Annotated in this window: 10 protein-coding genes; 5 read left to right on the top strand and 5 right to left on the bottom strand. The window is 55.4% G+C overall.

Features of this window, described 5'->3' with window-relative positions; genetic code table 11:
- The first annotated feature begins 301 nt into the window (after nt 1-301).
- From AC0L21_RS34275 to AC0L21_RS34265, 3 genes are all read left to right on the top strand, one after another.
- Nucleotides 302-907, top strand: a complete 606-nt coding sequence (locus AC0L21_RS34275; protein ID WP_473266126.1) for a hypothetical protein — start codon at nt 302-304, stop codon at nt 905-907.
- A gap of 692 nt (nt 908-1,599) precedes the next feature.
- On the top strand, nt 1,600-4,011 hold the full coding sequence (locus tag AC0L21_RS34270) for a tetratricopeptide repeat protein (protein WP_473266123.1): 2,412 nt from the start codon (nt 1,600-1,602) through the stop codon (nt 4,009-4,011).
- Nucleotides 4,008-6,146 (top strand): O-linked N-acetylglucosamine transferase, SPINDLY family protein, encoded by a 2,139-nt coding sequence (locus tag AC0L21_RS34265; RefSeq protein ID WP_473266120.1) that lies wholly within the window; start codon nt 4,008-4,010, stop codon nt 6,144-6,146. Before AC0L21_RS34270 ends, AC0L21_RS34265 begins: the two co-directional genes overlap by 4 nt.
- 99 nt (nt 6,147-6,245) lie before the next feature.
- Here AC0L21_RS34265 and AC0L21_RS34260 read toward each other — a convergent pair whose 3' ends face one another.
- The gene (locus AC0L21_RS34260) at nt 6,246-8,030 is read right to left on the bottom strand and encodes a Hint domain-containing protein (RefSeq protein ID WP_473266117.1); all 1,785 of its coding nucleotides are present in this window, start codon (nt 8,028-8,030) and stop codon (nt 6,246-6,248) included.
- A 319-nt stretch (nt 8,031-8,349) separates the two neighbouring features.
- On the opposite strand from AC0L21_RS34260, the gene AC0L21_RS34255 reads away from it, so the two are divergent.
- Nucleotides 8,350-9,282 (top strand): helix-turn-helix transcriptional regulator, encoded by a 933-nt coding sequence (locus AC0L21_RS34255; RefSeq protein ID WP_473266115.1) that lies wholly within the window; start codon nt 8,350-8,352, stop codon nt 9,280-9,282.
- 110 nt (nt 9,283-9,392) lie between these two features.
- Here AC0L21_RS34255 and AC0L21_RS34250 read toward each other — a convergent pair whose 3' ends face one another.
- The 4 genes from AC0L21_RS34250 to AC0L21_RS34235 form a co-directional block, all read right to left on the bottom strand.
- The gene (locus AC0L21_RS34250) at nt 9,393-10,364 is read right to left on the bottom strand and encodes a Hint domain-containing protein (protein ID WP_473266113.1); all 972 of its coding nucleotides are present in this window, start codon (nt 10,362-10,364) and stop codon (nt 9,393-9,395) included.
- Nucleotides 10,365-11,041: 677 nt separating this feature from the next.
- On the bottom strand, nt 11,042-11,221 hold the full coding sequence (locus AC0L21_RS34245) for a putative collagen-binding domain-containing protein (protein ID WP_473266111.1): 180 nt from the start codon (nt 11,219-11,221) through the stop codon (nt 11,042-11,044).
- Complete coding sequence (locus AC0L21_RS34240) at nt 11,218-12,396, bottom strand: apiosidase-like domain-containing protein (RefSeq protein WP_473266109.1); 1,179 nt, start codon at nt 12,394-12,396, stop codon at nt 11,218-11,220. The genes AC0L21_RS34245 and AC0L21_RS34240 overlap by 4 nt, the downstream gene beginning before the upstream one ends.
- A gap of 281 nt (nt 12,397-12,677) precedes the next feature.
- Nucleotides 12,678-13,157 (bottom strand): hypothetical protein, encoded by a 480-nt coding sequence (locus tag AC0L21_RS34235; RefSeq protein ID WP_473266108.1) that lies wholly within the window; start codon nt 13,155-13,157, stop codon nt 12,678-12,680.
- A 411-nt stretch (nt 13,158-13,568) separates the two neighbouring features.
- On the opposite strand from AC0L21_RS34235, the gene AC0L21_RS34230 reads away from it, so the two are divergent.
- Nucleotides 13,569-15,534: VCBS domain-containing protein (locus tag AC0L21_RS34230; RefSeq protein ID WP_473266107.1), on the top strand; the 1,966-nt coding region annotated here is incomplete at its 3' end.

The following is a 15,534-nucleotide window of genomic DNA, read 5'->3' as shown; positions in this document are numbered from 1 at the left end:
TGACCGCACCGTCATCCCTTGTTCAACCAGAGAAAGATCTTGCAGCCCGGGCCGTTCCACATATGAGTCAGAGCCAATTTTGGACGCCGATCCCCCGACTTAGGGGGGCAATATTGCAGGCCGAATGACAACCAGGATCTGCATCGGCGCGGCAATGAAAGGGCATGGTGGGCCGACATGCACATCGAACCGCTAAAGGTGGCCAAGGAGCTATGGGTCGCAAGTCCAGCTCACGAGCACGTGGCTCCCAACAACATCGGGATCACCGCTCAAGCCCATGCCAGGCCGGAGGCGTGATCCAATGAATGGTCCCTTTGCCCATCTTCCACCGTCGCCCGACGCCCCTATGCCAGTTGAGTTCGAAGCCCTCTGCCCTGCGCCTCTCCTTTTGCCGGGCGAGAGCGTTGAGCAATACGAGGCGTTACGTGGCGCCGTTTTCAAGGACATCGCACCCCAATCCGCGATCGAGTGGCTCCTCGCGACCGACATTGCTGAACTTTCCTGGGAGATCCTACGCTACCGCGTGTTGCGCCATAGGCTCTTGCAAGATCATCGCCAAAAGGCGATCGAGACTGCGCTCCGCCGGGTCGACCTGGCGGGCATTGCTCCTGAATCCAGAGGGGACGCCGAAGTCTACACCATACGGAACGCAGCCGAGTGGCGGCTGGATCCGATTGCAAGACAGGCTATCGAAGGGCGCCTAGCCTCTTTCGGCTTTGACCAGCATGCTATTAGCATGGAGGTTTATGTGCAGGCGCGTGAGATCTTCGTGCTGTTCGAGAGTCTATTGAATGCCGCACAGTACCGGCGCTCACTATTTTTGAGAGAGATTGACAATTGCCGCAGACGGGCGCCGGTGCAACCGCGAGCCGCCATGAGGATCAGGTCTGCCGCGAACCAATTTTAGACCAAACTGGTCCCGGCAAAGAGCTCGAAGTAAGTCTTCCGTGTCCCGGATGACCGCCAAGTCACTCCGGAGCACCTGCAAAGGCAAGCGCCTTGCTTGTAACGGCGCGTGGTATCGCGCCGTATCCCCGATCAAATCGCCGGTCGAAAATTCGGCGATTACACCTCAAAAGGCCGGCGAAAGAACATTTGGACTCATCGGCACACCGACGGGCATAAGAAAGGCCGCCTTGCGGCGACCTAGTCTGAAGTTTGTTCAATGCAGTCAAAAAACCGGTACGTGAAATCCAGCCCCGGGATGAAAATTTCTAATGATACAAACGGCCTGCCCGGTAGGCCCAGCTAAGCAGGAGCGGAATTTCGGTGCAATAGAAATCCGCGTTCCATCTTTGGAACTAGGCTAGGCAAGCGAGCTGCTCTTCAGTTTTCTGCGGCAGGCATCCAAGGAGAAGCCACCTGATTTCGGTAAATCGATGGTTTGCTCTCGGGCGAGTTCGACCGTAGTACCCCAACAACGTGACGAGCTGCGAAAGACCTTCTAACCATATTTACAATGACCCTTTAGGCGTGAAGTTAGTGCCGCTCCCGTTCACTATCAGAGTTCTTTTTCAAGGCGGTTGAGTGAAAACGACTGAAATTCCTGATATCAGAATAATATTGCGACATCATCGGCCATAGGGGTGTCTGTTAGCAATGAGCCAGCTAACCTTAGAGGACGTATTGCAGAAGGGGACCTCGCATTTTGTCGAGGGACGCCATAGCGACGCGGAAGCCTTCTTCGCGGCAGCACTTGGCGTTGACCCGGCGAACATCGTCGCACTACATCACCTCGCAATAATCGAGCACGCGCGGCGGCGTCACGGTGAAGCTCTGACACTAATCGAGCGAGCTATTGCAGCGCGCCGAGATGCCAGTCTGTTGAATAGTCGGGCTAACATTCTTGGAGCCCTTAATCGAAACCAGGAGGCGCTCGACACCTTCAGCGAAGCGATCGCAAGCAAACAAGGATATGGCCCTGCCTTGAAGGGAAAAGGGTTGATGCTTTTGAGCAGAGGAGATCCAGCAGCCGCTCTCGATTGCTTCTCCGAAGCGCTACGCAGCTTTCCTCGCGATCCCGGCCTTCATAATCTTCGCGGCAGGGCGCTTCGATCGCTGAATCGGAACAGCGAAGCACTCGAAGCATTTGAAGTCGCATGTTCGATTAGCCCCGATCTCCTGGACGCGCTCAACAATTGCGCGATCGTATTCAATGAGCAGGAAAGATATGCCGACGCGGTAAGATACACGGACCGTGTCCTGACGATCGACGAATCAATTCCCGAAACACACAACAATCGAGCGTTCGCCCTAAATCATCTAAAGCGTTACTCAGAAGCCGCTGAAAGTGCGTCCCGGGCTATCGAACTCAAGCCTGACTACACGAATGCAATGAGAAACAAGGCTTCGGCTCTGCTCGGTCTGTCGCGCCGCGACGAGGCGCTCTTAGTGTGCCAGCAGATCTTGAGTCTGACACCCGATGATGGCAACGCACTGGTTTTGCTTGGAATGATTCTGAACGAGTTGAAGCGTTTTGATGAGGCAACCGCTCTACTCGAGCGAGCAGCGGCGTTGCATCCACATATGGCGGAGGCTCATAACGGACTTGGCAATTCCTATCGTGGACTCGAACAGCACACGCGCGCTCTCGCCTGCTATAGAAAAGCCAGCACTCTCGAGCCGACCTCGGCCGCCTTCGCAAACAACATAGCGACGACGCTGCTTGACTTGGGGCGACCAGAGGAAGCTCTTGAGTTGTTCGAACGGGCTTATGAGGCAAAGCCAAGCTCTGCAGAAATATGCAATAATCGAGGCAACGCTTTATCCGCGTTGAAGCGATATCAAGATGCAGCCTCGTGGTTTGAAGAAGCGCTTCGCCTTCACCCGACCTTCGCAGCAGCTCATAGTGGCCGGGGCCACGCCTTGTCTAACCTCGGACTACACCAGGAGGCCATCGCGTGCTTTGAACGAGCGGTCGCGCTCCAGCCGGATGCCCCGTCCTCGCTGAATAATCTCGGCTACGGCCTTAAAATGACTGGACGCGTAAACGACGCGCTCGAATGTTTCGAGGCTGCGCAAATGGCGGCCCCTGCCCATCCCGACGCAAATTTCAATGAGTCGCTGACCAGGCTCTTGCTTGGCGACTTCGAAAGAGGATGGACGAAATACGAATGGCGATGGAAGGTGGATAAGCGCGATCAACTGCGGACGAAATTTAGCAAGCCGCGCTGGCTTGGACGAGAGGATCTCAGAGACAAAACTATCCTGCTTTATTCTGAGCAGGGCTTTGGCGATACTATCCAGTTTTGTCGGTATGCAAATCTCGTTACGGCTCACGGGGCGAGAGTTATTTTAGCAGTCGAACCACCGCTAGTCGGTTTACTATCCAGCCTTCGGCCCGGGTTCGAGGTCATCGACAGGGATGGTCCGTTACCCGATCATGATTTTTGCTCGCCTCTGCTCAGCCTTCCGCTCGCATTGGCTACGCGGCTATCAACGATCCCGGCTCATACACCTTACTTATACGCTGCTTCGCACAAGGTGGCACAATGGCAAAGCCGGCTCGGACCAACGAGCAAGATGCGCATCGGCATCGCATGGTCAGGCAATCCGCTGCATAAGTTGGATCAACACAGATCCATAGGGCTTGAAAAGTACCTAAGTCTTGCAGGGGAGAACGTTGAACTCGTCAGCTTGCAAAAAGACGTTTCCAGCGGTGACTTGCATATTATCGATCAAACGTCGGGGGTTAGGCATTTCCCCGATGAAATCATCGATTTTTCTGACACTGCAGCGCTCGCCGCCGCATTGGATCTGGTGATCTCGGTCGACACGAGTATCGCCCATCTTGCCGGCGCCATTGGATTGCCCGTGTGGATACTGCTTCCCTACATTCCGGATTGGCGATGGCTTTTGGACCGGGAGGATAGCCCGTGGTATCCAACAGCTCGTCTTTTCAGGCAGAGAGCAACGGGTGATTGGGGCGAGGTCATGGGACGGGTCTTGCTCGCTTTGCTGCAAAAAATTGCTGAGCGACCGACCAGCAACGCCAACCGATCCCGGCTATGAGCCCCGCTCATTCGGTCGAAGCGGCCATTAAGCTGCATCAGGCAGGCAGGCTCGTCGAGGCCGAGGCAATCTATACCTCAATTCTTTCCGAGCAGCCGGTCAACGTGAATGCTCTTCACTTTCTTGGGGTTCTTCGACACCAGCAGAATCGCACGTCCGAGGCACTGACACTGCTCGACCAAGCGTCAGCTACAGCTCAGGCCACGGCGTTTCATCACTCGAATTACGCCGTTATTCTCCACAAGATCGGCCGGCTCAGCGAAGCTCTAGCCGCAACCGACCGGGCACTTTTGCTGAAGCCGGATCTCGTACAGACATTATGCAATCGTGGAAACGTCCTAGCCGATCTTGGACGGTTCGCGGAGGCCGTACAATCTTACGATGACGCGATCCGCCTCAGGTCCGACTACGTTAACGCGCACACCAACCGAGGTAACGCGCTCCGCTCCTTGAGAAAGTATGCCGCAGCACTGGAAAGCTATGATCTTGCCATCAGTTTTGCCCCCGCGCTCGCTGACGCCCACAACAATCGCGCCAACGCCCTTTCGGACCTAAATCGGCTGGAAGCGGCGCTCGCGGCCTATAACGCTGCTATCGCCCTGTCACCACGGCATGTTTTGGCAACCTGCAATCGCGCCAGTGTACTTAAACGGCTAGGGCGACTGCAGGACGCATTGGCCGGCTATGATCTGGCGCTCGAATTCGATCCCTCTCACTTCGATGCTCTCCTTGGGCGGGGGCACGCGCTTGCTGCCCTCGACCGAGACGAGGAGGCGGTCGTTAGTTACGAGCGCGCGCTATCTGTGAGGCCGGAATCTCCCTATGCGCTTGACGCGCTCGCTATGTGCGCGCGAGCTGCTTGCGATTGGGACCGTACTACGGCACTAGAACCCGCGTTGCTGCAAGCTGTTAATTCCGGCGAGGCCGCACCCTCACCTTTCACGTTTCTGACGTACTGCGACGATCCAGCTCTGCAACTGAAGTGCGCGCAGAGGTTCGCCAAACAAACGGTGCCTGTTGTCCAGCCCATCGGACCTAAGACAACAGCCGTTACGGATAAGGTTAGGATTGCCTACCTGTCCGCGGACTTCCACGAGCATGCAACGGCCTATCTAGCGGCGGAGCTTTTCGAGCGTCACGATCGCTCTCGGTTTGAGATCGTCGGCCTTTGCTATGGAAAAGATGATGGGAGCGCCACGCGCAAGCGGTTGGCTTCTGCTTTCGACGTCTTCGAAAGCGTTCCAGAAAAGAGCGACTATGAGATTGCCGCGCGCGTGAGCGAGCTGAATGTTCACATTGCGGTTGATCTGAAGGGACACACGGCGGATTCGCGGCTGGGGATTTTTAGTCACCGACCTGCCCCCATTCAGGTCAGCTATCTCGGCTATCCTGGCACCACCGGCGTCGATTTCTTGGATTATGTAATTGCCGATCGCTTTGTTCTACCCATTGACCAGCAGCCGTTCTTTACCGAGAAAATTGTCCACCTGCCCGACAGCTATCAGGTCAACGACTCGAAGCGCATCATTGCGGAACGAACGCCTTCCAGAGAGGAAGAAGGCCTACCTGCTGAGCGTTTTGTTTTCTGCTGCTTCAACAACAACTACAAGATAACCAAAGACGTTTTCGATGTGTGGTGTAGGATCCTCCACTCGATGCCTGGTAGCGTCCTTTGGCTCCTCCGCGGCAATTATGCGGCGGCACGGAATCTCAAGCGAGAAGCATCCGTTCGCGGCATCGATCCTGGCCGCCTCATCTTTGCCGAGCGGAAACCGCTCGATCAGCACCTGGCCCGTCACCGGCTCGCGGACCTGTTTCTCGATACAGTTCCGGTGAATGCCCACACCACAACGAGTGACGCATTATGGGCCGGGTTACCGGTCCTGACATGCCGCGGCCGGAGCTTTGCGGGGCGAGTCGCTTCCAGCCTGCTGCAAGCCGCCGGGCTTCCGGAACTCATTACCGATGATCTTGGCCAATACGAGCAACTGGCGCTTCGTCTCGCTCGCGACCCGGGCCTGTTAGGATGTTATCGCGACCGCGCGCGCCGATTGAGGGATGTCTGCGCTCTTTTCGACGTCGGCGGTTTCGCTCGAAATCTTCAAGCGGTTTATGAGCTAATGTTGGAGCGGTAGCCGTAGGTAAAGCGAGCCCCTCTAAGCAATGTAATGCAAGCCTTATCCAAACGGCGGCGCCCGTGGCGCCGCCGTTGAAGTCCAAGGTGTGCTGCCGCCTTAGGCGACGCCAGCCTGAGAAGCATAGTAGCCGAGCTCTTGCGCAATAGCCGCCAGCTTCACGCGAATGGCTACCGGAACCTGCCGATGAGCCTTCGCACGGGGATAGGGAAGCTCCTCGATCACCTTGCCCTCCGGATAAAGCGCTTGATGCTCGGCCCAATTGTCGAAGGCGAGACGATCGACGTTGTCAACGAACGTCTCGGCCGGCGTGTTCTCGGCCAGAACGAGCGAATGGTCGTCCAGCTCAACGTGGTAGTAGGTGAAGACCTGCGGAACGTTCTTTTCCCGCGTGATCGAGGTGCCGTTCACCAAAGCGCCGGCCTGGATCAACGCCCCATCGACCAGGATTGCATGGTCGGGGGAGATCAGGAGGTCACGCGCCGGCACGTTAAGGCCGAGCGCGCTGGCCCTGATGCGCACGGGAAGGACGCGGAGAGGATCACCAAAGACGGTCGAGACCGTTTGACGACCGAGCCACGTTACCGGCATCATCCGACCGTCGTGGGTGGCGACCAGGTCGCCACGCTTCAGGCTTTCAACCGCGACTTCGCCGCCAGGCGTCCGCACCATGGTGCCGGCCATGAAGCAAATAACGACGGTCTGGTCCGCAAACTTAAGGTTCTCAACGGAGTCGTTGCTGGCTGTGTTGGAGCCGTTCCAGTACACCAAGTCGGTGCCATCCGGGGACCCGGCACGGTTGTCGGTCACCGTGAAGAAATGGCCAGCACTGCTGAAGGTTACGGTGTAGTTGGAGCGGTTTCCGCTGAAAACCGCGGTGTCCGTACCAATCCCGCCATGGATGAAGTCGTTACCGGCACCGCCGGTCAACGTGTCGTCGCCAGCATTGCCATTGATGGTATCGCTGCCGACACCACCGCTCAGCGCATTGGCCGCACTATCACCATTGATTGTGTCGTTGCCAGAACCACCGATGAAATTCTCGATATTAGCGATCGTGTCCGACAATGTCGTTGTCGAACCTGAGCCAGTAACAATGGCAGCGGTCGAAGTATTCAACGTAACCGTCAGTCCTGCAGTATAATTGGAATAGTCCGCTGTATCGGTTCCAGCCCCACCATTAAGCACGTCACGAACGTTATCCACCGTCAGCACGAACGTGTCGCTACCCTGGCCACCCGTCAGCGTATCGGCTTGGCTTCCACTCGTGATCGTGAAACCTTCGGTTTGATTGGTCAACGTCAAAGAGACGCCGCTGGTCGCGCCAACGGTCGAAAAATTTTCGACGTTCGCGAGAGCAGATTGTCCCAGTGCGTTAAGTTCACTCGATGACGACTTCAGGACGATCGTGTCTGTCCCGCCTCCAAGGTCGATGGTGCTTCCAGTGGAGAGCAGAGTGTTCAGCTGCGTGCCACTTAGAGTAAGGGTATCGTTGCCGCTGGTACCCTTAATGTTGACGACGTCAAGACTCAGCGAAGCGATGCCAGCTGAGATGTCTGTGTTCCCGTTGACAACGACGTTCAAGGTATCCGTGTCAAACCCGCTGCCCAAATCGATGGATGAAAGACTTGCCAACTGTTGGGCCGTGATCGTGACGGTGTCGTCGCTGCTGTTACGAGTTTGGGTGATATTCTCGATGCCTGAGATAGAAACCACCGATAGGTCGATCGTTTCGTCGTTCGAGCCGAGCGAAATAGTGTCGGTCCCAGAACCTCCAACTACAATGTCGCCCGCCTGGGCCGTCCCCGTAGCAAAAACAAAGGTGTCTGCAGCGGTCCCACCGGTAAGCGTCTGAACTGCATTCGTCGCGGTAAACGTCGTCATTTAAATCTCCGACTTAAATCTCGTTATTTCTATTAACTGTCACTTAACGAAGCCATGAGGATTGCTAGCAATTTGATAAAATCCCAGCAATCGAGGACTTGCGCAATTAAACTGTTTGCAAAACTTATGAGACGAAATGTGGTAAAATGGACCAAAATGACTTGTACCTGAGACGATTTCATGCGCTTTCCCAGCCATGTTGAGCACGCCAGCACGCAGTATCGGTATCGAATGGCCCATTGAGCTGCGGAAAATTCCCTTCCGGACGTGGCGACAACTTATAGGCGCAGTTTTTGACCTTGCAGCTGAGCCTCCCGAAATGGCCAATTTTGAGGGCGCTTTCGCGGCTCTGGTCACCAGCCACTATGTGCTGACCAGGACTTCAGCTTCGAAAATAACCCTCGTTCGGACGCCGGACACCATCTCCCGTTCCAAATTGGATCAGATTGCGATAACCCTCGTGCTCTCCGGCACGACCGCTGGGATCTTGAGCTCAACCGACTTTGTGGCTGAAGCGGGTGACGTGTTCATCTGCGACCTGTCACAAGCCATGACACGACAGACATCAGTACAAGGCGAACCTACAACCGAAATTACCCTTTGGGTTTCGCGCCGTCGTTTCCTGACATCAATTGGCGACGAAACCGCATTGCACGGGCTGGTCCTCCAGAAAGCGTCCGCTGCTGCCTCGGTGATTGGCGCAGCGCTGCGTTCGCTAACGGAAGTTGCCGGCCACGTGAATCAAAATGAAATAGACGCGGCAGCCAGCGGCGTTGTCGAGCTTGCCGCTCGGGCGATTGTTCCTCACCTCGAAGCTTCCAAGCCCCTTATATCCGCCTCTCCCTCTGCCCCGATTATTACGATCCGACGATACATTGACCGAAATCTGAGGTCAGCGACATTGGACGCCACCTCGATCGCAAGGACCTTCGGTTTGTCCCGGGCTTCACTCTATCGACTATTTGAACCGATTGGCGGGATTGCTGGATACATCCGCAAGGCACGGCTCGATCATGCCTACCAACAGATCGCTGCGATCGAACATTCGGACCGGCGAATTGGGCAGATCGCCTACGGCTTGGGCTTCAAGAACATCAGCAGTTTCAACAGGCTCTTCCAAAACACGTATGGGATAACGCCGCGCCAGGCACGGCAAAGAGCAGCAAAAGGTTCCTCAGACAACGTTCTCAAGGCCGAGCTTACGGAGGTGAACTCGCTGAGCGTATGGCTTTCACAGATCAGTGCCGCATAGTCCAGCCATTCATGCAGTCAGCGACTTCAGAAAAGATCTGAGCGGGCCCAACGTGATGAAGTAAAACTTCAGAGTTGAGTGCCCGCTCAGCAAATACCCAAATGGCTCGATTAAGCGACCGATCTGTTTTCGCCGGTCAATCCCATCAATTGCGCTCTCGCAGAGAGCATCACGCGAATCCTAATGGGTACTTGGCGATGCGATTTCGCTCGCGGATAGGGCAATTCCTTCACCGGTTTGCCATTGGGATAGAGTGCTTGATGCTCGGCCCAGTTATCGAACCCCAGGCGGTCGACATTGTCGATAAACGTCTCGGCAGGGGTATTTTCCGCCAGGATCAGAGAGTGATCCTCCACCTCAACATGGTAATACGTAAAGACCATCGGAACGTCTGTCTCTTGGCAAATTGACGTGCCATTGACGAGCGCCCCAGCCTGAACCAATGCACCTTCGACCAACAATGCGTGATCGGGCGAAACCAGAAGATCACGCGACGGGGTGTTCTCTCCAAGTGCGCCGGCTCGAATCCGGATTGGAAGCACACGTGCTTTGTCAGCAAACCTGAGCGAGACCGTCTGCTCGCCCAGCCAATCAACCGGGACGGCACGCCCATCATGGGTGAGCACTAAATCGCCCCGTTCCAAAGTCTCGACTGCGACTTCACCGCCACGCGTGCGCACCATAGTGCCGGCCATAAAGCAGAAGGTGACCTCGGCACTTGTATCGACATTCGTCAATCGCCCGTGTTGGCCGTTCAAATTCCCAAAATAGGCCGTATCGGTCAGAAAAAAGAAGTTGCCGTGATTGTCCTGGATGATGATGCCTTCGGTGCCCGACAGCTCGGCCGTACCGATAAAAGTGTATTTGTTGCCCTCGCTGAGATTTCCGCTCGCAACATCTTTGACTTTGACCTTGTCGCCGTTGGCAAGCGGATCATCACCGGATTGATCTATAGCCTTAACGCCGATCGCAATGGGATCGACCCCGGCAGAACTCGTATCCGCGTCAACCAGCTTGTAGTTCCCACCCGTTTTCACCAACTGGTACGCGAAATTAAATTCTTCTCTCGTTTTGGCAACCATCGTCGAATCCTCGAAATCCAGTATTAACTCTCGCCCCAATGCGCTCATACCGAATTGTATAATTAACTGATAGACGCTGATACAAATTGCACGTAACTTGAGATAATTTGCAAATTCACGTTAATAACTTTTCATTGTTAATACCCTCTGGCCTGCCGAGACGGCTCTCTACGCTCCATCGACCAATTAGCGCGCATCCGCCGCGTGGGCTGAGGTGATGCAATCGGCGCTTGCGAAGCCGAAGAGGGATCAGCAACTGAAGACGAGACGACTGCGTCCAAGTGGAATGAAGTCCCCTTCATTCCCCTGCGGAAGGCGACCGACTTGGCCGCCATCATCAAAGCGACTGACGGCATTTCCTCTGCCGTGGCACGCCCCGAGATGCATGACGTGCTGGCCTGGATAGGCGGCACCTGTCCGGATTGTCCCCACCGGCTAAGACTGATGCTGCTACACCCAAGTCTCCGCGAACTTACCCGCAAACGATCAGACCGTGTTTCCGAGCCAAGACGCCACCGCCGAGCAAACGAGCGAAATAAAGACGCCAGCGCTTGTCACATCGCGCGCGGATTGGCAGAACGCGGTGCCTGCGACTTAACCTTAGGCGGAGAGCACTAAGGCCGCCTCCGAGTCGGATCGAACGCCGCAAGGAAAAGAACAGTCCTCAGGCGGATCCGTCAATGCGGAGATGCCGCTTCGAGAACCAAGACCCAATCGCTTTCACCAGATTGGTTAAACCTTGGAGGACTGAACTGCCTGCTTCCCTCGTTGGCAGCCGGGGCGCCAATCACGTTGGTGTACTTCCCATTCGTGGGATCGTACCAGCGAGCGACCGCAGTGCCAGAAAGCTTCGTCATATCAACCGTGATACTTCGAAGTGAGGGCAGGTGCGGGCGGCCGTCGCGCACGTGTTAGTATTGATATAACCAAAGCCCAAATACCCTCGGACACGACGCAGCGCTCGTGCCAAAAGCGACATACGGTCTTTGCCAACATAAGCCATGAACGTTCCGACAGTGCATGAAACGCCGTCATAACCAGCAGTAACAACTTCATGGGCTTGGTCGGGCACCAGGTCAAACCATCGTCGCGTAGCGAACAGGGTCTTCATGTAGCTTAGCTCGACCACGCCCGATGTATTGACGTTCGCTTCCCATCCCTTCTGAAGCTGCCAGGAGTTTGCGCTGCCGTACAGGTGCCCTGCTGCGCCACTCAGCATTGACCAATACTCTTGCTGCCGCAAGTTGCGTGTAGACGTATCTCCAGTGAGTTGCCCTTCGAATTCATAGTTTGCTTCCACCAGGAAAACCGGCTTGAAGTTTGGGCGATTGTATTCGGTCAGAACCTGGGCATAGGTCGGAAAGTAGCTGTATACGGCGTCGAGTTCGATCAGGGGTGCCCATGACGAATCTACCAAGGAGCCGCTGGTTTCATAATTGAGCTCGACTGTATGGATATGGTTCGTATCGACGCTTCTGATCCCGCGTGCCACGGACTGCACCAAATCGTCGTCAGCGGCAACTTGCCATGACTGCATATCATTGCCGTGCATCCACACAAGGTTTGCAAAACCTCTGTAGCGACTTCCCAAATACTGTCCGTATGCGAATGCTTTGGGCGCTCCGTTCTTTCGGAGGATTTCTAGCCAGCTGATAGTCTCGATGGGGTCGAGCAGTACGAGGATTCCGTGATCTGCCGCGATCCGAAGCATGTCGTCGACGCGTTGAAAATAGGACGGATTTGGGGTTGTGAGATCACCCGGTACCAAAAATGGTGCGATGCCATCAAATGTCTTGGCCTCTCGGTTACAGCTAGCTTCGGTGAAAATGCAAAGTAGGTTGATCCAAAGCGTGTTGATGCCGTAGCTCCGACGATTGGCCATAAAAGCGGCAGCTTCGTTGTGGGATAAATTGGTGATCAGCTGCTGCGGAGCATCTCCGACCATCAGGAATGGTCTGCCTTTCTGATCGACGAGATAGCGATTATTGCTGCTTGCCTTCAGCGGATAAACGGGGGTGTCAGACTGCGCCATTGCGGTGGCATCGGTCGTAGCCGTTTGCGCAAGAAGGCTCGGCAATGGAGCGATGAATAGGGCTCCTCCTATGAGGACTCTGTTCAGAGAGCGAAGCATATCCGCGTCACCCCATACCGCAGTCATAAGCGTTCCAAAACAGTATTAGCCTCAACGGACGAAATGAGCCCGTCCAATGAGGCCGCTCCCCGTGCGAGCTCTGAAATCAAGTTTCTCGGGTCCCTATTATTCACATTGCGGCCATTCGACCAAACATAGTGGCAGGACGTTCGCTGAAATGCCTAGGATTGAGTGTTACTGCATTTCATCACGTGAAGCTCTATTCCGGCGGCGGTAGCACGCGCGGGTGCAACGTCAACCGTGCTCAATAGTAGATCCACGAAATCGAACGTAAAAAGCCTTACGATTCCACCCGTTTTGTCCTCTCTCCAGGCGACAATCTGATGCTTGTTGGTGAAATCACTTCTCATTTCCCAGACAGTCTTGCCGTATTCAGTTCGAAATGCCGGTCGATCCGGGTCCCTGACGATCTTGAGTATTGTTTTTCCGACGACCTGAATCCTGTATCGCACTAGCGGCTTTTCAAAAACATCGCTGCTGATCCCAATGTCCTTGTCTTCGTGCTCAGGAAACTGCGTCTTGCTGGCGAACGATTGATAGCAATCAACTGTGATCTCCGGTAGCGACTCCGCTGCCCTCTGCGCGCAAACAGACGAAGATGTAAAGATGGCAAGGAATGACACCATGGTAAGCACCTTCATTTGATTCTCCACTTGATTACATTTCATCAATCGCCGATGGCCGCTGCCTCGGAAATCTGATCTGGCACTCTGCTTGGTCCATTGTGGATGGAGCTCGCAGGATCAGCTTGTGCTCACGGTCGCTATGAGCGTGTTGGGTTCTAGTGTTCCTCGCCATCGAAGCAAATGCAAAGCGATAAAACCGAGTCGTCGAGTCGTGCTGCAAACGCCGAGAGGATAACGGATCTTCGGAGACTAGAACGAACAGAACGACTGCAAGGCAGGCCTGACCTCGGCAACATATGTAAGCATTCCTGTCACATCTGACACGCGTTTGAATCAAACACGTACTGGTTGATTTCTATGGCAGCGTAGGAGTGATACAAATTTGAGGATAATTTTCTTTATTTAATAGCTATTAGCGGTGCTCAATTGAATTACACGGGCAATTTTGACGCCGCGCGTCCTGCTATGGAGAGCCAGGGGCTTCGCCCCCTCACCTTCGGGCACGTCGATTCATTCACCGCAGTTTCTCACGGGCACCCGCCCGATGGGGCACTCACCGTGCCTGATCCTAATCTGCTATTTCACGGCGAGTACAAGCGCGCTGGGGTTGATCTGATCCTGTCGAACGATGGGCATGAGTTCATTGTTCAGGACTATTTCAGGGGCGAGAAGCGCCTAGCACTCACCTCCCCTGATGGTGCTCATCTGAGCGGAGATCTTGTCAACGCGCTCACCAGCCAAATTCAGTATGCTCAGGCCGGGCCCAGCATGGCCTCGGCCCAGATTATTGGACACATCACGAAGTTGGCGGGGAGTGCCACCGCGATCCGCAATGGCGTACCGGTCATCCTGAACAATGGCGACGACGTCCAGAAGGGCGACGTGCTTGTGACCGGGTCGGATTCGACTCTCGGGGTCACTTTCATCGACGGCACAGTGTTTGGCCTGTCCTCAAACGCGAGGATGGTGTTGAACGAGATGATCTACGACCCCAATGGATCGAGCAACTCGTCGCTGCTCAGCCTGGTCGCGGGCACAATCAGCTTCGTCGCTGGTGAGACCGCCAAACACGGCGACATGAAGATCGATACTCCGGTTGCGACCATGGGCATCCGTGGGACGGCGGTGCTAACCCAGATCAGCTTCATCGTGCCGCTGGGTGGCGGAGATCCGCAGCCCCAGGCCAATTTCCAGGTTCTGGTCGAGCCCGACGGCACGACAGGCTCCTACGTCTTGTTCGACAAGATCACACTGCTGCCGATCGGCACAGTCAACCAAGCTGGACAGATGATCCAGATCAGCGGCGGCAATGTCTCGGTCTCCAATGCATTATTGTCGCCGGAGGTTCAGAAGCTCATATCCGACGTGTTCTCACTGAAATTCAGCGCAAATTCGGGCAACACCAGGCTCACGACGAATTTCACCGACACGGTCATCCCCGACAGCCGTGGTCTGGCGATGAACAGTGCAGGCGGCCAAGCCGGTATCCCGAATTTTAACTTTGCGATCGCCCCCGAAAAAACGGCTGCATTCAATCAAACGGGCGAACTGTTCATTCCGTTCATCTCGATCAAATCTGTCGATGTGATTCCTGCGTCAGACAAAGCGAGTTTCACAATTGCCGATCAGGTTATCATCACCGATTCCAACCCTGCTGATGTTCTCGTTCCATACATCGCAGGAACCGGCTCAATCAAATCTGTTAGCGGGCCCCCCGCCGCTCCACTCGGCGCCGATCTGGCAAAGCTTCTAACTCTCAATGCTGCCACTGGCGCAATCAGCTATGATCCGGCAAAGTTTGCTTTTCTTGGCGCCAATCAGAACGTCGTGATTGTAATCGAATTTGATAGCAGAGTCGGATCCGAAATCTTTCATAGGGCTCTATCCCTCACCATCACCGGAAGCAACGATCCGGCGATGATCTCGGGAATAGGAACCGGTGCGGTGAAGGAAGACGGCGGGCTGACAGCGCACGGTGTGCTGATGGTCCAGGACATCGATAGCGGACAGGGTAACTTCCAGACGCCGGCTTCACTGGTGGGAGCCTACGGCACTTTTACGTTCGATCCTGCCACCGGCGAATGGAGTTATACGCTCGACAACTCGGCCGCCAAGGTCCGGGCGCTCGCCGATGGCCAAGTCGTCCACGACACCCTGACTGTGAAGTCTGCCGACGGCACCGCCTCCCAGCTGATCGACGTCACCATCACCGGCAGCAACGATGCCGCGGTGATCTCCGGAACAGCTAATGGCGCGGTCAAGGAAGACGGCAAGCTGACTGCGGGCGGCACGCTCACGGTCCAGGATATCGACACGGGCCAGGACCATTTCCAGACGCCTGCCTCCCTCGCCGGCAGCTACGGCACGTTCACCTTCGATCCTGCCAGCGGCG

It is taken from the genome of Bradyrhizobium sp. WSM4873 (assembly GCF_055811355.1).
This window is presented reverse-complemented; position numbering and strand designations above follow the sequence as displayed.